Source organism: Acinetobacter sp. (assembly GCF_036659555.1).
Classification (GTDB): Bacteria; Pseudomonadota; Gammaproteobacteria; order Pseudomonadales; family Moraxellaceae; genus Acinetobacter.
In genome coordinates this window covers 24,966-41,296 of sequence record NZ_JAVXCI010000001.1, presented here as the reverse complement: position 1 = coordinate 41,296, position 16,331 = coordinate 24,966, and the positions used below count along the sequence as shown (strand labels likewise).

General features: G+C 46.3%; 21 protein-coding genes and 2 pseudogenes. 14 read left to right on the top strand and 9 right to left on the bottom strand.

All coding sequences use genetic code 11. The features are described 5' to 3' along the window. Positions 1-3: 3 nt before the first annotated feature. Both RSA72_RS00245 and RSA72_RS00240 read right to left on the bottom strand, forming a co-directional pair. Positions 4-699, bottom strand: a complete 696-nt coding sequence (locus RSA72_RS00245) for an LrgB family protein (protein WP_332624488.1) — start codon at positions 697-699, stop codon at positions 4-6. Between the two features lies 1 nt (position 700). Beyond that, the gene (locus RSA72_RS00240) at positions 701-1,156 is read right to left on the bottom strand and encodes a CidA/LrgA family protein (RefSeq protein WP_332632600.1); all 456 of its coding nucleotides are present in this window, start codon (positions 1,154-1,156) and stop codon (positions 701-703) included. Positions 1,157-1,257: 101 nt separating this feature from the next. Between RSA72_RS00240 and RSA72_RS00235 the strand changes: the two genes are divergently transcribed. Together RSA72_RS00235 and RSA72_RS00230 are read left to right on the top strand one after the other, a co-directional pair. Next, the gene (locus tag RSA72_RS00235; RefSeq protein ID WP_332624484.1) at positions 1,258-2,157 is read left to right on the top strand and encodes a LysR substrate-binding domain-containing protein; all 900 of its coding nucleotides are present in this window, start codon (positions 1,258-1,260) and stop codon (positions 2,155-2,157) included. An 82-nt stretch (positions 2,158-2,239) separates the two neighbouring features. Continuing rightward, positions 2,240-2,713, top strand: coding sequence for a winged helix-turn-helix transcriptional regulator (locus RSA72_RS00230; protein WP_332632599.1), 474 nt, complete (start codon positions 2,240-2,242; stop codon positions 2,711-2,713). Positions 2,714-2,751: 38 nt separating this feature from the next. Here the strand turns inward: RSA72_RS00230 and RSA72_RS00225 are convergent, their stop codons facing one another. Genes RSA72_RS00225 through tusD form a run of 4 tightly spaced genes read right to left on the bottom strand, consistent with a single transcriptional unit; the run spans position 2,752 to position 4,159 of the window. Further along, positions 2,752-3,063, bottom strand: a complete 312-nt coding sequence (locus RSA72_RS00225) for a TusE/DsrC/DsvC family sulfur relay protein (RefSeq protein ID WP_332624363.1) — start codon at positions 3,061-3,063, stop codon at positions 2,752-2,754. Positions 3,064-3,087: 24 nt separating this feature from the next. After that, entirely contained in the window at positions 3,088-3,369 is a 282-nt protein-coding gene (locus RSA72_RS00220; protein ID WP_332624361.1) for a hypothetical protein, read from the bottom strand. Positions 3,370-3,396: 27 nt separating this feature from the next. Continuing rightward, the gene (locus RSA72_RS00215; RefSeq protein ID WP_332624359.1) at positions 3,397-3,747 is read right to left on the bottom strand and encodes a hypothetical protein; all 351 of its coding nucleotides are present in this window, start codon (positions 3,745-3,747) and stop codon (positions 3,397-3,399) included. Between the two features lie 43 nt (positions 3,748-3,790). Beyond that, positions 3,791-4,159, bottom strand: a complete 369-nt coding sequence (gene tusD / locus RSA72_RS00210; protein WP_332624357.1) for a sulfurtransferase complex subunit TusD — start codon at positions 4,157-4,159, stop codon at positions 3,791-3,793. A gap of 70 nt (positions 4,160-4,229) precedes the next feature. On the opposite strand from tusD, the gene RSA72_RS00205 reads away from it, so the two are divergent. Then, positions 4,230-5,237, top strand: coding sequence for an SDR family NAD(P)-dependent oxidoreductase (locus RSA72_RS00205; protein ID WP_332624355.1), 1,008 nt, complete (start codon positions 4,230-4,232; stop codon positions 5,235-5,237). A 220-nt stretch (positions 5,238-5,457) separates the two neighbouring features. Here RSA72_RS00205 and RSA72_RS00200 read toward each other — a convergent pair whose 3' ends face one another. Next, positions 5,458-5,700 carry a hypothetical protein gene (locus RSA72_RS00200; RefSeq protein ID WP_332632594.1) on the bottom strand — a complete coding sequence of 81 codons (243 nt, stop codon included), beginning with the start codon at positions 5,698-5,700 and terminating at the stop codon, positions 5,458-5,460. 61 nt (positions 5,701-5,761) lie between these two features. Here RSA72_RS00200 and fumC point away from each other — a divergent pair, with 61 nt between their 5' ends. The 4 genes and pseudogenes from fumC to RSA72_RS00180 all read left to right on the top strand — a co-directional run. Next, positions 5,762-7,156, top strand: coding sequence for a class II fumarate hydratase (gene fumC, locus RSA72_RS00195; RefSeq protein ID WP_332632592.1), 1,395 nt, complete (start codon positions 5,762-5,764; stop codon positions 7,154-7,156). 200 nt (positions 7,157-7,356) lie between these two features. Further along, entirely contained in the window at positions 7,357-7,746 is a 390-nt protein-coding gene (locus RSA72_RS00190) for a hypothetical protein (RefSeq protein WP_332632589.1), read from the top strand. A 299-nt stretch (positions 7,747-8,045) separates the two neighbouring features. Next, positions 8,046-8,513, top strand: a complete 468-nt coding sequence (locus RSA72_RS00185; protein ID WP_332624645.1) for a hypothetical protein — start codon at positions 8,046-8,048, stop codon at positions 8,511-8,513. A 124-nt stretch (positions 8,514-8,637) separates the two neighbouring features. After that, positions 8,638-9,372: pseudogene (locus RSA72_RS00180) on the top strand (portal protein); the annotation flags it as partial. A 151-nt stretch (positions 9,373-9,523) separates the two neighbouring features. Here the strand turns inward: RSA72_RS00180 and RSA72_RS00175 are convergent. After that, on the bottom strand, positions 9,524-10,234 hold the full coding sequence (locus RSA72_RS00175) for a hypothetical protein (protein ID WP_332632587.1): 711 nt from the start codon (positions 10,232-10,234) through the stop codon (positions 9,524-9,526). A gap of 423 nt (positions 10,235-10,657) precedes the next feature. Here RSA72_RS00175 and RSA72_RS00165 point away from each other — a divergent pair. From RSA72_RS00165 to RSA72_RS00135, 7 genes and pseudogenes are all read left to right on the top strand, one after another. Then, a pseudogene (locus RSA72_RS00165) lies at positions 10,658-10,864 on the top strand (N-acetylmuramidase domain-containing protein); the annotation flags it as partial. A 305-nt stretch (positions 10,865-11,169) separates the two neighbouring features. Then, on the top strand, positions 11,170-11,661 hold the full coding sequence (locus RSA72_RS00160) for a hypothetical protein (protein ID WP_332623738.1): 492 nt from the start codon (positions 11,170-11,172) through the stop codon (positions 11,659-11,661). Positions 11,662-11,752: 91 nt separating this feature from the next. Continuing rightward, a complete protein-coding gene (locus RSA72_RS00155) occupies positions 11,753-11,884 on the top strand; it encodes a hypothetical protein (RefSeq protein ID WP_332623739.1) in 132 nt (43 codons plus the stop codon). Positions 11,885-11,946: 62 nt separating this feature from the next. Then, the gene (locus tag RSA72_RS00150) at positions 11,947-12,411 is read left to right on the top strand and encodes a DUF2946 domain-containing protein (protein WP_332623740.1); all 465 of its coding nucleotides are present in this window, start codon (positions 11,947-11,949) and stop codon (positions 12,409-12,411) included. Positions 12,412-12,611: 200 nt separating this feature from the next. Continuing rightward, positions 12,612-14,051, top strand: coding sequence for a cytochrome ubiquinol oxidase subunit I (locus RSA72_RS00145; RefSeq protein ID WP_332623741.1), 1,440 nt, complete (start codon positions 12,612-12,614; stop codon positions 14,049-14,051). After that, entirely contained in the window at positions 14,044-15,048 is a 1,005-nt protein-coding gene (gene cydB, locus RSA72_RS00140; RefSeq protein ID WP_332623742.1) for a cytochrome d ubiquinol oxidase subunit II, read from the top strand. The genes RSA72_RS00145 and cydB overlap by 8 nt, the downstream gene beginning before the upstream one ends. 15 nt (positions 15,049-15,063) lie before the next feature. Beyond that, a complete protein-coding gene (locus RSA72_RS00135) occupies positions 15,064-15,174 on the top strand; it encodes a DUF2474 domain-containing protein (RefSeq protein WP_332623743.1) in 111 nt (36 codons plus the stop codon). 286 nt (positions 15,175-15,460) lie between these two features. Here RSA72_RS00135 and RSA72_RS00130 read toward each other — a convergent pair whose 3' ends face one another. Continuing rightward, positions 15,461-16,267, bottom strand: coding sequence for an AraC family transcriptional regulator (locus RSA72_RS00130; RefSeq protein ID WP_332623747.1), 807 nt, complete (start codon positions 16,265-16,267; stop codon positions 15,461-15,463). Positions 16,268-16,331 lie beyond the last annotated feature (64 nt).

Sequence of the window (16,331 nt, the reverse complement as noted above, 5' to 3'; positions counted from 1 at the left end):
TAATCAGCCTAAAAGCCAAATCACCGCATGAATTAGGCTTGGCCCCAGCAGCACCATAAAGACCCCCGCCAGCACCATGCTTAAGCAGGCAGCCACGCCTTCCTCTTTATGGCGCATAAAGGCTTTGCTGGTGCCAAAGCCGTGCGCTGCGCTGCCCAAGGCTGCGCCTTGCGCAAACTTCGAATGCAGCTGTAGCCCCGCCAGCACCAAATCCGCCAGCGCGACTCCGGCAATGCCGGTAATCATGGTGAATAAAATCACCAATTCAACAGAACCGCCAAGATTTTCGGTCAGCTCTATGGCGAACGGCGTTGAAATGGAGCGGGCCATTAAACTGTAGGCGGTTTCCTGATTGAAGCTGAACAGCTTGGCTAAATAAAAGGCGCTGACAATGCCGCCCAGCATGCCCAGCACAATGCCGAGGCTGATGGCGATGGCATGATTTTTCATCACCTGGCGGTATTCATAAATCGGAATGGCGTAAGCCACGGTCGCAGGGCCGAGCATCCAGACAATCCACTGATTTTCCTCCATATAGGTGTCATAAGACACATCAAAGGCCAGCATGAACAGAATCATCAGAAAGGGCACAAACAGTGCCGGCGACAGCAGCAGATAAGGGTGTCTGCGGTACAGCTTTTTCACCAGCACATAGGCGGCCAGGGTCAGGGCAAAACATAAAAGCGACATGCTGTGCATCTTATTCACCATGCGCCATTTTGCTGCCGGAAGGATGTTGGTTTTTCTGTCCTTGGCTGTTTTGCTTTAAGCGCGCTTCAAGCTTGAAGCCCAAATGCACGGCATAGGCGGTAACCGCCATGACGCAGACCGTGCCGCTTACTACAGACACTATCAGCTGCCAGCCCTGCGTCACAAATAAATGCTGATACTTGATCAGGCCGACCAGGCAGGGAATAAAAAACAGCATCAGCTCCGCCAAAATCAGGTCAGTGCCTCGCTTAATCCACTGCAGCTTGAACACGCCCAGCAGCAGCGCAGCCAGCAGCAGCAAGAGGCCAATGACGCCGCCTGAGATCGGCAGCTGCAGCCATTTTTGAATGGCCGTTCCGATCAGCCAAATCATGAAGAGCAGGCCAAGCTGGGCAAGCGCTTGGGCAAAATGAAGCATTTTCGGATGCTGAGATGGACTGGACATAACCGGCTGAATTTGTGGGATTGGCGCTATTTTAAAATTGACCGGCATGCTTAATTATGAATAATAAAATTATAATTATGCTTAATTGGAATAATTCAGCCATGGATATTAAAGCCCTGAAGGTTTTCGCTGCTATTGTGCAGAAGCAAAGCTTCAGCTTGGCCGCAGAAGAACTCTGCGTTACTCAGCCGACCATCAGCAAAATGATCCGCCAGCTGGAAGATGAAATCGGCGTGCCTCTGTTTCATAAAGGCGAGGCAGGGCGCAAGCGTGAAGCGGTTATGACCTATATGGGCGAGAAAATCTATCAGCATGCCCTAGTGATTTTAAATGAGCAGCAGCGCATTGCGGAAACCGTGGCGCAGGTCAGGGCGCTGAAGCAGGGTAAGCTGACGCTGGGCCTGCCGCCCTTAGGCTCGGTGCTGCTCAGCACGCTGATCGCTAAATTTCACAAGCAGTACCCGAATATTGAACTGAGCTTTTTAGAAGTCGGCGCATCCGGAATTGAAGATGCCATTTTGGAAAAGCGCGTTGATGTCGGCATTCTTTTAGGCGACTTAAAGCCCATGCTCAGCGGTATTCAGATTATGGATTCGCCGCTGTGCCTGCTTTCATGCCGGCAGTCGCAGTGGCGCGACCGCGGGAAGGTGTCTTTAATTGAACTGAAGGAAGAGTCTTTTCTGCTGTATGCCGACAGCTTCACTTTGAATAATGTGATTATTCAGGCCTGCAATGATGCCGGCTTTGAGCCGAATGCCGTGTGCAAAAGCAGCCAGTGGGATTTTATCGCCAAAATGGTGGAGTCTAATGTCGGCATTGCGCTTCTGCCAAAAATTTACTGTGAACAGCTGGATCTGCAGAAATACAGTGTCAGCCTGCTGGAAAACCCCAGCTTGAACTGGACGCTCAGCATGGCATGGAACACGGCTGCCGCCATGAGCCCGGCTGCGCGGGCTTGGCTGGAAATTATTGCGCAGGATTTGGATCAAATTCATTTTTAGCCTGGCATTAGCCCCGCAGCCCCTTTTCAAAATGCGCTTAATCCATTAATTTTAGGGCATAGATCTTAGGTGGTTCATCAGCATGAAATGGGAAGATATTGGCGATCAGCCGTGTTCAATCGCGCGCACGCTGTCAGTGCTTGGCGACCGCTGGACGATGCTCATTTTACGCAATGCCTTTATGGGCATGCGCCGTTTTGATGATTTTCAGCAGAATTTAGGCATTACGCGCCATGTGCTGTCTGAGCGCCTGAAGCGCTTGGTTGAGCATGAAATTTTAGTCAAAGCGCCGTATTTTGACCGGCAGGAGCGCTTTGAATACCGGCTGACCGAAAAAGGCCTGGAGCTGTATCCAATTTTAATGGCAATGACCCAATGGGCTGATAAATGGATGGATCAAGGCCAAGGCGCGCCGGTGCAGTATGTGCACAACAGCTGCGGTCAGGCGTTTCAGCCCGTCATGGTTTGTTCAGAATGCAAAAACCGGCTGCATGCCAGGCAGGTGAAGCCGGTTTTTACCCAGACCTATTTCAGCTATCTCCCTAAGCAGGCTTGAACTGCAGAACAGGTCAATAAATCAAATCGAAAAAGCGCTTATAGGCAGTTGGCCGGCTTAGGCACGCCTGCCAAGCGGCTGAGATGGCGCGCCACCAAGCCGGTATTGAATTTTTCCTGCAGTACCGCGTTATTGAGATCGGCGCTGACGGTTTTCATTAGGAATTTAATCAGCGGGCGCGTTGCCGGCGCATGCCCGAACTGTTGATAAAACTGGCGCACCGCCTGCAGAATTTCAAAATGCCAAGGCGTTAATTCAAGATCTAAGCTTTTGGCCAGCTCCTGCGCCACGCTTTCAGTCCAAATGCTGTAATCCGCCAAATGGCCATCTTGATCGAGTTCTAAATTCATCTGTAAAACCGTTATCTTAAACTGTTATTTTAACGTCACGCAGCGGCTGAACTGCAGGCACAAATCGGCAAAAGCGCCGTAGCTGATGATTTGAACTGCGCTTAGTGCCGGATTCAGCAGCTGCTGTTCAGTGTCCAGTACATGGCAATTCGATAGCTGTGCAATAGCTTCATGGTCTGCATGCAGCACGGATTCGCCCATCAGCACGGCCTGATCGCCCGGCGCATAAAGCTGCTGCAGCTTGGCAAGGGCCAGCGGGGCAGTGGCATAGCTGGCCTGAATGAGATAGAGCGTATTATTTGACATGGTTTTTTCTGACATTTTTCTCACCGCTTACCAGTACAGCACATGATCAAACTGCTGAATCAGGGCGGCATTCAATTCGATAAATTCAATTTCCTGTTCAGCGGCCTGAACAAAGGCATTGCCCTGATTTTTTGCTTCGACAAGCACCGGCGTCAGGTCATAGAACTCAAAGCTGTCGACCATGTTGGAGGCGACTTTAAAGGCATGCTTGAACCGGTCAAATTCAAGTTCGGAGGCCAGCAAGCTCAGTGCGCCATCCTGCAGCAGAACTTTGACTTCACAGCCAAAAGTTGCCAGCACCATCGCCGCGGACAAGCTCTCATGCACTTGCAGGCTGGCTAAATTGGCCTGAGTCAGTATAACGAGTACAGTTTTCACACAATAAACCTTTTAAATGCAGCAAATTCCCAAAAAATAGCTTTTAGAATTGAATTAGGCGCTGTGAGGATTGAACAGCATCAGCGAGTTCACCTAAGCCAACCAGCTCAAAGCCGGCAGCTAGATTATGCTGCTGAATATTATGGCGCAGAGCATTTTCTTCATCGGTAATTCCACGCGCCAATGCTGCGCTGACACACACCGGCAGCCGAAGCGCAAGCTTCTGCCATTCTGCAGTAAGCTTGCGTTGATCATCCGGCACCCATTGCAAAGCATTGGCAACAGCCACAGCGTCCTGATAAAAGAACACACGGAAGTCTTCACCTTGCTGCTGTAAGGCTTGGGCAAGGCCCAGCGCATGCCAGGCATGAATGGAGGTTGGCGCGGAGGTAATCAGTAATAAAGTGCTCATCAAAATTCACTGCAGGAACAGGCAGCGGCAGGCTGCTTATCCGGACTTCATAAGAAAAAGGTAGTATACAATGATTTTAGTGACTGGTGGATTAGGCTTTATAGGCTCGCACACTGCTTTAAGTCTTTTAGCGCAGGGACAAGAAGTCATCATTGTTGATAATTTGTCCAATGCAGGCCTGCAGGTATTGGAACGCCTGGAATATATTTCCGGCATGTATGTGCCTTTTATTAAGCTGGACATTCGCAACACCCCGGCGCTGAATAAAGTGTTTGAGCAGTATTCCGTCAGTGCGGTGGTGCATGCGGCCGGCTTCAAGTCTTTAGAAGAATCGGTGCTGAAGCCGCTGGAATACTACAATGACAATGTCAGCTGCATAATGAGCCTGATGCGCGCCATGCAGAGAACCGGCGTGCGGACGCTGGTGCATCTTTCAAGCTTGGCGGTGTACGGCCAATCGTCCGCAGAATTGAAGGAAGATACGCCGTTTAACTATGCTTACCCCAACCCCTATGTAAAATCGCAGCAGATGATTGAGGAAATCATCCGCGATACCGCGCATACCGACAGCGAATGGAAAATTGCCATTCTGCGTTTAGGTAATATTGCCGGCGCATTTGAGCATGGCGTATTGGGCGAATTCATCACGCCGCTGCCGAAAAATATTGTGCCGCTGGCCATGCAGGTTGGTGCGATGCAGCGCGAGTTTCTTGAACTGCGCCGGCAGGCCAATACTGAAGATAAGACTGCGGAACGCAGTTTTCTGCATGTGCTGGACTGCTGCCAGGCCATTCTGCTGACGCTGCATTGGCTCAGCCGGCAGATGCATGTCTGTGAAGCGTTCAATATTGCCGGGGAGCTGATTTCAATTCAGAAATTATTGGATCAGGTTTCAGAAGTCACCGGCAGCGAAATTAAAACCGTTGACGCCGGCTATTATTCAAATGCGGAATTTGACCAGCTGGGGGCCAGCACAGAGAAGGCGCAGGAAATTTTAAAATGGAAAGCCGGGAACAGCCTGAAGAAAACTCTAGAAGATGAGTGGCGCTTCTATCAGCTGACATTGCGTGGGCAATAGCAGGCCTATCCCCGGCTGTGAACTTCGCCTGTTCAGATTCTGATTTAAAGCTTCATACTGACCAGTTAAGGCGTTTATTGCAATATTCCTTAACTTTTGAGCTGCACAGGGCAGAGTCTTAGTGTTTTAAACCCAATACTTAGAGCTATTGCTGTCCGATAATTAAGTAAAGCAAACTTCAGATACCGCGCGCCGCATGGCCTTGCCTGCGCAAAGGTGTTTAAGCTTTTAAAGTAAAAAGGCGGATGACGCTTCCGCGTATCAAATAAAGTCTAGAATTTAAAAATGAAAAGCCGGTTGATTTCTGAACTGCAGGCTTGCATATCTGCCCAAACCCGCCAAAATAGAATAAGCAGCCGAATACAGATACTGGAGCAGGGCATTTCAATAAAACAGCTAGCTGTTGAAAATAATTATCATTTACAAATATTTCAATCTTGCATAAACTGCTGGAAATAGCCATAGCACGCTGTTTTTGCTAGAGCCAAGGTCTTTAACCTTTAACAAGGAAATGAGGTTTGAACATGCAAACACGTATTGAACACGACACTATGGGTGAAGTGGAAGTGCCAAGTGAAGCAATGTGGGGCGCGCAGACGCAGCGCAGTCTGCAGAATTTTAAAATTGGCGGCGAACGCCTGCCGCGGCCAATGATTCGGGCCATGGGGCTGGTTAAAAAAGCCGCCGCCATGACCAATGCCGAACTGAATCAAATCCCTCAGGAACTGTCGCACTATATTGTCGGCGCTGCGGAAGAAGTGATTGCCGGAGATTGGGACGCGCAATTTCCGCTGGTGGTCTGGCAAACCGGTTCCGGCACGCAAAGCAATATGAACTGCAACGAAGTCATTGCCAATATCGCCAATCATAAGCTGGGCAATGCTTTAGGCGCGCAAAAGCCGGTGCATCCGAATGATCACGTCAACCGCGCGCAGTCTACCAATGACTCATTTCCAACCGCAATTCATGTAGCGGCCAGCCTGCAAATCAACGAGCTGCTGATTCCTGCAGTTACCGCTTTGCGCGACACTTTGGCGGCCAAATCCAAAGAATTCTCCGACATTGTCAAAATTGGCCGCACCCATTTGCAGGACGCGACGCCTTTAACTTTGGGGCAGGAATTCAGCGGCTATGTTTCGCAGCTGGATCATGGCCTGAAGCGCCTGCAGCAGGCGCTTTCCGGACTGTATGAACTGCCTTTGGGCGGCACCGCAGTCGGTACTGGCTTAAATGCGCATCCGGACTATGCAGTGAAAGCTGCAGAGCAGTTAGGCGAGCTGACGGGCTTGCCTTTTATGACTGCGCCAAACAAATTCGAAGCGCTGGCAGGTCGCGATGCCGCGGTATTTGCTTCCGGCGCGTTGAAAACTTTGGCGGCCAGCCTGAATAAAATCGCCAATGACATCCGCTGGCTGGCCAGCGGCCCGCGTTGCGGTTTTGGCGAACTGCGCATTCCTGAAAATGAGCCGGGTTCCAGCATTATGCCGGGCAAGGTCAATCCGACGCAAAGCGAAGCCATGACTATGGTTGTGGCGCAGGTGATGGGCAATGACACGACCATCAATATTGCCGGCGCATCGGGCAACTTTGAGCTGAACGTATTTATGCCGGTGATTGCCTACAACTTGCTGCAGTCGATTCAGCTGCTGGGCGATGCATGCAACAGCTTCAATGAGCACTGCGCTGCCGGCATTGAGCCGAACCGTGAAAAAATTGACCACTTCTTGCATGACTCACTTATGCTGGTAACGGCCTTGAATCCGGTCATTGGCTATGAAAATGCCGCCAAAGTGGCTAAAACCGCCTATAAAGAAGGCAAAACTTTAAAGCGCGTGGCTGTTGAGCTTGGGCTGGTGACTGAACAGCAGTTTGATGATGTGGTGCGTCCTGAACAGATGGTTTCTCCGAACGCCAAATAAGGAGGCCGGGCAATCCGCATAGGCTTGTCCGCCTAACTTATTACTCAATGATCATCTGAAGGCCGTTTCCTGCGGCCATTATGCTGCATGGATCAATGCTGATTTTGGAGCGCGCCCTATTTAGAATGCCTTATCGTATTGGATAGTTTTTGTGAATTTTATTGTTATACTGTTGATTATTTATAATAAAAGAGAAGTTTATGAAAATTTTAATACTGTTAGCGTCTTGCATAACTCTATCTGCCTGCACCTTATCGCCAACAGGAACTATGACTGGCAGCAGCAATAGATACGAAACCCATAGCGATATCATGAATGCGTGGGTTGGAAAGCCGGAAAAAGACTTAATAGCGCATTGGGGAGAACCGAGTGAGATTAAGCAGAGTTCAAGCGCCTCAAAGATTGTTGTATACCATGCGCAAAATCCTTACATTCTGATGGGGTGTACCAGTGTATTTGAATTGGAACAAGGTAAAGTAACAAAGTGGGGGTATAAAGGATGCCCAATCAGGGAAAATAAAAAAGATTACAAGCTGGTTCCTAAAAATACGCCAGTACCGCAGCAAACGCTGGATGTCTTTAATTTATAAATCTTAAAGTTTTGATTAAAACCGCTTGAATGAACTGCAGCCTGTTTTTAGGCTGCACAGCATATTTAATTTCAGAAAACGTGAATACCGCTGTTTGTGTTCAGTGTGTGAATTAGCAGTCCTCAAGTGAAGGCTGTTCCGTATAAAGATTTTATGTTGAATATTCAGAATCTGATATTTTCTGAATTGTATTCAAAAGCGAATGATAGAAATATTACTGTCCAGAAATCATAATAAATTCAAAAAAAACAGTATATTCTATAGTATAGTGCCTAAAAATTTTAATGTTGAGTATAAAAATGAGCCTTAAGCCTTGCCCGGAATGTGGACATAACTACAGCAATCAAGCAAAAAGCTGCCCGCAATGCGCTGCTCCGAATAGTGATTATGAAAGTACCAGTGACCGCATGTTTAGCGGTGTAAATGCTTTAATTTTATTTGGTGCATTATTGGGTGGGGTATATTTTCTTGGAAACCCAGTTTTAAATTATTTTAATGTTGGAATTGTTGGCGCTAAAGACCTAAAAAATTGCAGTAATGATCGGATAAAAATGCAAATGTTGAATACATTTAATGAGTCGCCGTATGCTTTGCAAACCCATATCAAGGCTATCAAAGTTCAAAATGAGCAAGCTGTTGATTTTTCTCAAGACTCTGCACTTGTATGTGATGTTAATTTGGTACTTAGCAATACTGAGTCCTTAGATTTTAGATTTGATTTCAAGAAAGATGGTGATAATTACCTAATACAGGGAGAACCGCTATAAAGATGATCAGCAATGTGCTGTTTTGATCAAATTGCAATCAGTATTCCGCAATCACACGCTGGTTCAGTGCCCGCAAGCAAGCGGCTATTAACTATACCGCCGCCAACTCAGAGCTTTCAGGAACCGCACGATAGTCATTAACAGGCCTGAAACGGATGAGCGCGGCTATGCGTATCTGTCAAATGATTTGCAGCGCACCCGGTTAAAAGTCATTCTTGATGATGTGCCGACTACGGCAGGTTTCCGTGAACAGCAGTTCCAATCATTATCCGAAGTTACCAAGTCATTGCCTCAAAACATTCAAGTGACCGTCTTGCCGTATATCATTGCGCTTTCAGACACGCCGTTTAAGAAAGAAATTGTGGAAGCAATCCGCAATGCGGCTAAGCTGCCGACAGAAGAAGAAATTGAACAGCGCATTAAGGAGGCTGTCACCCAAGCGCTTAAAGATGCCGGCAATGAGTAGAAAGCCAAAGAGCTTGAGCTGAAAGAGCGCAAAACAGACAGCGAAATTCTCTATACAGATGCGAAGCGCGTTCAGGCAAGCTACTCTGCAATGCAGGGTGGCGCTCAGATGCCGTAGATTGCGCCTATTGCTGATGAAATTATGAAAGGTGCTGGATATCAGCGCCCGAATCCAATGGGCCAAGATCCGAACTTCCCGACAGCGCAAGAAACTGCAGCGCGTGATATTCGTTCGCCGTATCTGGAGGGGCGCGGTGCGCAGATGGGAAGTGAAGGCTTGGCGGATATGCAGGTACAGCAGAATACCAGTCCAATGAATCCACCGGTGCCACAGCATGGGACATCATCTATGCAGGGGATTGAAACACCAAGTCCAGCAGATAATTTAGGATAAGAATATTAAACAAGCAGAACGCTTTTGGGGAACAAAGAATGCTAAGGGTTGTTGTCTTTCATTGAGCTTGCTTTGATATGCATGACACTACTGAAAAAAGACCAAAACAAGAAGCAGGATTAATCCTGCTTTTTTAGTTTACTTATATCTCTTAGGTACTGTCATCTGGACACCATTCAGTACTTAAATTTTGTAAACTAAGTTCCAACCAACGAGTTTCTCCTCCCGAACCACCACTAGAACGATCAATGATATAGACTGGTTGTTTTTTTCGGGCTTCCAATAAAGAAACATCGATCGCTTCTCCAGCAAAACTTTGGCTACAAATAGCAGTAATCTTTATGCCTTGTTTTTTAAGTGATGGGATAGGATCATTAAAGCTGATCATGGAATTAGTTTTTGGCTGTAAAGTGATTAAATTTACTCCAAATTTTGCATCTTTACCTTCATAACGAATTGACCAAGGCACTTCATATTTACGGTCTTTCAATTGTGAAACACGCTCACCCAATTGATGTACACGCACCAAACCTTCACGAGAAGACACGGTACTTAAAGTATTAGAATTATATTCTTCTTTATAACCTTCCGTGACCCATCTAATTTTTGCATCATTGGCTAAATCATCCCATTGCCAAACTTCAAGCATTTCATTTTTTTGAGTATCAGGCATTAAATTTTTAACCAGCTCACCCAACTCATAAGAATGAAATCCAAATAACTCAGGCTCAACTTCCAAACTCTCAGTAAATTGAGTACTGTCTTCTGCTTTTTGTTGTTCCTCTTCCACACTGACAGGGGTTTTCTGCTTACTGCATCCCATTAGCGTCAGTAATACACATAAGCCTATTAATTTCTTCATTTTTTATTGATCACAGCACAATGAAGATGAGAATTGTAAAAGAGTTTAAGTTTTAACTCTATGTTTTAATATTATTTTTATATTTAATTAATCTGAATTAGGTTTAAGCAAATTTTCATTCAATAGGATTTAAAATTGGGTGCAATATTCTGCCATTTTCATCCTCCCCCCTGTAAGCATAGGTATCTACACAAATATAAGAAGTTGGGTTAAATTGAACAGCATGCTCTTCAATTTAACATTTCAAAACTGGATGCCCGGCTAGTCAAGCGCTACGGGCATTTAGTTCAGCTCAATATGAATCCACTTGCCTCACTCGCTCCAGCCCTTAAAGATATTGCTTCGGCCCAGAAGTCCAGCTTTTCAGCAACGCAGGCCGTATGGCGGTTTCTAAATAACGAAAAGGTGACTTTTCAGCAGCTCCTGCAGGCCTTTGTCAATGCAATGTACCAGGATGAAGCTTCACAGCTGGAGGCGATGTGCCGCTACATTAAAGTGAATGGCCTGATCAGTGCCCTGAAAAATAAGGACTGGAAGACTTTTGCCAAAGGCTACAACGGCCCGGCGTTTGCTAAAAATAATTACGATGTAAAGCTGGACAATGCTTATAAAAAGTGGACAGCTAAGTGAGGCTGGCTGTTTTATTGCTATGCATCCTGCTTTCAGGTTGCACAGCGCACTCAATTTCAACAAAAGTGCATATTACTGTTTGCGTTCAGTGCGTAAATTGATAGCCTTTGTTTTGAGTTTTTTCTTATTTGGTCTTTTATACTTTTTTAGCACTCGATTTTAGATGGATGTTTTCATTGATTAACATGTCAAAATTGCTAAAATATGCAACACTTTAAAATACTGTTTTTCTAAAGTTTTGATAGAATTTTGATAGGCTATTTTTTAACTTTAGAAAAACAGTAACTTACATGCGGAAATTTTCAATGTTCAATATTTATTTAACAGATGTTCAAAAAAAGGTGCAATTCAAGGACTATCCGGGTGAGCATCCTGTTAAATTTGTTCTGAGTTTTAAAAAGATTTTTCCAAGCGTAATGGAATTGATGCTGCCGGTTTTGCCAGAAAATGAAAACTTGGAAGAAATGACTTGGGAATCAACTGCTAAAGATTTCGAAATTTTTAAGCTGCTGCTCAGCGGCTGGGGCGTGATTGAGCTTCGCTTAAACGCCATTGCGCAATTCAAAGACCGCAAATATGCAGACAGCTTAGTCAAGCAGGCGCAGCAGAAGCGCAAAGACTTTTCTAAAGCGCAGCCTTTACTTTCAACTGTAGATTTGGACTATCTGTTCATGCATGAAGTTCATGGTTTAATTGATGCAGAACTGGTCGAGTTAGGCGAAAAATTCTATTTGCCGGCGCTGCGCGACTTATGGAAAGGCAAAGTTTCCGCCAAAGTGCTGCAGGCGACTTTCTAGTTCTGCCAAGCGTCAAAAAATCCCTTCACTGACTGCAGCCGGCGCTTGCATGTGCGGCTGCAGCTGCCTTAACGCATCCTGCTTCTATCTGTTGAAGCAATTATCTGCAGAATATCAGACAGCTATTGCCATGCGCCCAGCAGAAAAGCGCATGAAAAAAGTCGATTTAAAGCTTTTAAAATATGTTTTTATAAACTATAGTGAAAAAGATAAAGTTGATTGATTTGCTTGGTATTTAATTAGGTGCATTCATGCATCGCCAAGCGCAAAGTTTGAGACAGTAATTTGTTTATACGCGGTGGATTGCTGCTGGCAGCAGCGGCAATACTTTTACAGATCGCTGTATATTTACAGCCGCTTCTGCCGGAGCAATATCATATTGCCCCGGTCTGCATGTCTATTACGCACAATTTACTGTCCGCTTCCTCTCATCATCAGCATGAACCTGCCGCGTCATTGCACAGCAGCGATGCAAGCCATGCCGGACACCGTCATCATCATCTGAATTTTCTCGATGACTATAAGCTGTATCATCACGATACAGCGCATAATGAGCACAATCATCAATGCCAGTACTGCACCGTTTACGGTGATTTAGTCATGCCTCCAGTTCTGGGGGTGGCAGAAGTTTTTGACCGTGTGCAGGTGCGCTTAATTGCCTTTGAGCAAGCGTTTAAGCATGTCTATTTTGCGCTGCAAAAGCTTTATCTTATGCCCCAAGGAAGGGCGCCGCCAGCCGCTTTGTTTTAAATGATTTTGCGGCCTTATGCCTTTTGCATAGGGCCTTCAGAAAGTTTTTAACAGAGACAGAATATGCATCAATTATTCATTTCCCGAAATGCAGGGAAACAGACAGCCTATGCTTTGAATTTGGCTGAAAGCCTTATGCAGCCGAATGCTGCAAATCTGGCGCCGCTGCGGTCACCGCTTGATATGCTGAGGGCAGCGCTATGAATCTGGGTTTAACAGCGCTGGAATTGGCGCGAATCCAATTTGCTTTTACGGTTTCGTTTCATATTATTTTTCCTGCAATTTCCATTGGCCTTGCCAGCTTTTTAGCGGTTTTAGAGTGGCGCTGGCTTAGAACAGGCAACCCTGTTTTCCAAGACTTGTTTAAATTCTGGGTCAAAATTTTTGCGGTCGCTTTTGGCATGGGCGTAGTGTCAGGCGTGGTCATGAGCTATCAGTTCGGCACCAACTGGAGCGAGTTTTCGCGCATTGCCGGCAGCGTGACAGGCCCTTTGCTGACCTATGAAGTGCTGAGCGCGTTCTTTCTGGAAGCCGGCTTTCTCGGCATTATGCTGTTTGGCTGGGGGCGCGTGGGCAAGCGTGCGCATTTCTTTGCAACGCTTATGGTTGCGGTCGGCACCTGCATTTCCATGTTCTGGATTTTATCGTCCAACAGCTGGATGCAGACCCCGCAAGGATTCAGCATTGAAAACGGCATTATTGTGCCGCAGGACTGGTTTGCCATTGTATTCAATCCGTCATTTCCGTACCGCTTGGCGCATATGGCCGCCGCTGCATTTCTGGTGTCCGCCTTGCTGGTGGCTGCCACGGCCGCCTGGCATCTGCTGAAAGGCCGGCGCGATGCATTGGTAAAAACCTCATTTTCTATGGCGCTGTGGATGATTTTAATTCTGGCGCCATTGCAGGTATTGATTGGCGATAACCACGGACTGAATACATTAAAGCATCAGCCTGCAAAACTTGCTGCGATTGAAGGCCATTGGGAAACCAATAAGGATGAAGGCATGCCTTTGTATTTATTCGGCATTCCCGATATGCAAGCCGAAGAAACCAAATATGCCGTCGGCATTCCGAATCTCGGCAGCCTGATCATGACGCACAGCATGGACGGCGAAGTCAAAGGCCTAAAAGAGTTTGCGCCTGAAGACCGTCCAAATTCGCTGGTGGTGTTCTGGAGCTTCCGCATTATGGTGGGCTTAGGCATGCTGATGATGCTGCTTGCCGTCATGGCCCTGTTTTTGCGCAAAGGCGGCAAACTGTACGAAAACAAATGGCTGCATCGCTTTGCCTTTGCCATGGGACCTTCAGGCTTTATCGCCTTGCTTGCCGGCTGGTTTACGACCGAAGTGGGCCGCCAGCCGTGGGTAGTTTATGGCGTTATGCGCACTTCAGACGGCCTGTCGCCGGTTTCTGCAGAGCAGGTCGGCTTAACTTTAATCATTTTTGTGCTGGTGTACTGCGTTGTATTTGGCGTCGGCATTTACTACATGCTGAAAATCATGCACAAAGGCCCGGAGTTTATTTATTCTGCGCCGCACAGTGAAGCCGAAGTCATTCAGGCCTCACACCGCCCATTAAGCAGCATTGATGAAGGCCTTGATGCGCCAAGCGCTCAGCAGCAGGAGAAAGGCAATGATTGATTTATCGCTCATTTGGATTGTAATTATTGCCATTGGCGTGCTGATTTATGTGGTGCTGGATGGCTTTGACTTGGGCATCGGCATTCTTTTTCCTTTCATTAAAGGCAAGGAAGAGCGCGATGTCATGATGAATACCGTTGCGCCGGTCTGGGACGGCAATGAAACCTGGATGGTGCTGGGCGGCGCATCGCTGTATGCGGCTTTTCCCTTAGTGTATTCAACCGTGCTGTCTGCGCTGTATATGCCTATCATGTTAATGGTGATTGCGCTGATTTTCCGCGGCGTAGCCTTTGAGTTCCGCTTCAAGGCCAATAAGAGCAGGCACTGGTGGGACAAAGCCTTTATTGGCGGTTCGATTTTGGCCAGCTTTTTCCAAGGCATGATTTTGGGCGCCTATATTCAAGGCATTAAAACCGTCAATGGCATATATGCGGGCGGCGGACTGGACTGGCTCAGCCCATTCACCGTATTTGTCGGCATTGGTGTTGTGGCGCTGTATGCTGCCCTAGGCTGCGGCTGGCTGATTTTCAAGACAGATCAAGCGCTGCAAAACCGCATGTACCAGCTGATGCCGAAGATGATTATTGCCTTATTCATTATTTTCGGCTGTGTCAGCATTTACACGCCAATGGCGCATCCTGAAATTGCCGCGCGTTGGTTCAGCCAGCCGCAGCTGATGTATTTCAGCCCAGTGCCTATTTTAGTATTGCTGTTTACCTTCCTTGCGCTTCGCGCATGCAGGCAGCGCAAGGAATTAAGCCCATTTATCTATACGCTGGCGCTGGTTTTCTTGGCTTATACCGGCTTTATCATCAGTCTGTGGCCTTATGTCATTCCGCCGTCAGTGACCATTTGGCAGGCGGCAGCGCCGCAAAGCAGCCAGCTGTTTGCGCTAATTGGCGCTTTGATTCTTATACCGGTCATCCTGATTTATACAGGGCTTTCTTACTGGGTTTTCCGTGACAAAGTCCGGATAGGGGATGACGGCTACCATTAAAATGGAGGAATTATAATGAAGCTTTCAAAAACGCAGTGGTTTATTGCGCTGTATTTGGGCGGCTTTTTAGCGCTGGCGGCGGTTGCCGGCGCGTTCAGGCTGCTGATTCAGCTGGCTTATCCTTAAAGTAAAAAGGGCAACCTGCGGGAAAAACCAGTCAAAGCTGACTGGTTTTTTCTTTTCTGGAATCATTGCTGCCATTAGGTGCGCTGAAATGCCATCCGCAGTTTAAGCGGTAAATAAAAAGCGTGGCTTTATTGTGCAGCGCAAGGCTGGACGCAGGCGCTATAGCTAAATTCTAAAGTCTGTATTACACATAATTGCCCATAAAATATGATTTCATTAGATTTTGTGTGCGGAGCTATATTCATTTGCAGCGGTGAAATACATCTGAAAGCGTCAGAAATTGCCTTTAATCGATCATTTTCGTTTTCCGTATTTCCCGTGGTGTCATGCCAAAAAGAAGCTTAAACTGATCAGTAAATCGAGATTGAGACTGATAGCCGCATTGCTCCGCAATATTTCCAATATGCAATTGAGTCGATTGTAATAAATGAAGTCCGTATCCTAAACGTGCTCGATTTCGAATATCTTGAATCGTATTACCTTCACTTTTAAGCTTTCTTCTTAACGTAGAAGCACTCATAAATAGATTGGAAGCAATCAACTCTACTGACCAGTCACAGGAAAAATCCTTCGAGATCAGGGATTGAACCTTCCCGCTCAAATTTGGAGATTTGACGATATTGCAAACATCGGTATATCCAGAATGATAGATAATTTCTAAAATTTCTCTCTTTCTGCGTTTCATCACATGGGATGGCGCGATTGTTGACATCTCCATAAACTGGCAAAGTGCGCTGGAAAGCAGTGAATTTATTTCACCTTGAAAAAACTTCGCAGAAGGCAGCGGCATTTTAGGAAGTTCTGAAAAATCATCATGATCAAAATCAATCAGTACCGCAAAATACTCGTCCTGAAGCGGAATGTTCCGCATATCAATTCGAGGGTTATTTGATAGAAAAATAAAACTTCCAGACTGACATTCTATTGAGTCACTTTTCCCTAATTGTTTAGTCCCGCTTAGTATGAAAATAAGCAATGGTTTTAGAATTGGAACATTAGTTATCTTCTGAACCTTATAAGATGAGTATACAGAGAATGGCAATTGTGATTCATTTTTAATCATATTTTTAGCAACATCAATAACATTATTCATAATGCAAAGTTTTAGTTTTTTCATGTGCTTATGATGTAAAATATAGAGGTATTCAAATTAAGCT

Coding starts and splice junctions, on each gene's coding strand:
- RSA72_RS00185 (WP_332624645.1), top strand. CDS start 8,046: ATGAGCCTTAAGCCTTGCCCGGAATGTGGACATAACTACAGCAATCAA.
- RSA72_RS00130 (WP_332623747.1), bottom strand. CDS start 16,267: ATGAATAATGTTATTGATGTTGCTAAAAATATGATTAAAAATGAATCA.
- RSA72_RS00230 (WP_332632599.1), top strand. CDS start 2,240: ATGAAATGGGAAGATATTGGCGATCAGCCGTGTTCAATCGCGCGCACG.
- RSA72_RS00135 (WP_332623743.1), top strand. CDS start 15,064: ATGAAGCTTTCAAAAACGCAGTGGTTTATTGCGCTGTATTTGGGCGGC.
- cydB (WP_332623742.1), top strand. CDS start 14,044: ATGATTGATTTATCGCTCATTTGGATTGTAATTATTGCCATTGGCGTG.
- fumC (WP_332632592.1), top strand. CDS start 5,762: ATGCAAACACGTATTGAACACGACACTATGGGTGAAGTGGAAGTGCCA.
- RSA72_RS00205 (WP_332624355.1), top strand. CDS start 4,230: ATGATTTTAGTGACTGGTGGATTAGGCTTTATAGGCTCGCACACTGCT.
- RSA72_RS00220 (WP_332624361.1), bottom strand. CDS start 3,369: ATGTCAAATAATACGCTCTATCTCATTCAGGCCAGCTATGCCACTGCC.
- RSA72_RS00240 (WP_332632600.1), bottom strand. CDS start 1,156: ATGTCCAGTCCATCTCAGCATCCGAAAATGCTTCATTTTGCCCAAGCG.
- RSA72_RS00245 (WP_332624488.1), bottom strand. CDS start 699: ATGCACAGCATGTCGCTTTTATGTTTTGCCCTGACCCTGGCCGCCTAT.
- RSA72_RS00145 (WP_332623741.1), top strand. CDS start 12,612: ATGAATCTGGGTTTAACAGCGCTGGAATTGGCGCGAATCCAATTTGCT.
- RSA72_RS00225 (WP_332624363.1), bottom strand. CDS start 3,063: ATGAATTTAGAACTCGATCAAGATGGCCATTTGGCGGATTACAGCATT.
- RSA72_RS00200 (WP_332632594.1), bottom strand. CDS start 5,700: ATGGCTATTTCCAGCAGTTTATGCAAGATTGAAATATTTGTAAATGAT.
- RSA72_RS00160 (WP_332623738.1), top strand. CDS start 11,170: ATGTTCAATATTTATTTAACAGATGTTCAAAAAAAGGTGCAATTCAAG.
- RSA72_RS00175 (WP_332632587.1), bottom strand. CDS start 10,234: ATGAAGAAATTAATAGGCTTATGTGTATTACTGACGCTAATGGGATGC.
- RSA72_RS00190 (WP_332632589.1), top strand. CDS start 7,357: ATGAAAATTTTAATACTGTTAGCGTCTTGCATAACTCTATCTGCCTGC.
- tusD (WP_332624357.1), bottom strand. CDS start 4,159: ATGAGCACTTTATTACTGATTACCTCCGCGCCAACCTCCATTCATGCC.
- RSA72_RS00235 (WP_332624484.1), top strand. CDS start 1,258: ATGGATATTAAAGCCCTGAAGGTTTTCGCTGCTATTGTGCAGAAGCAA.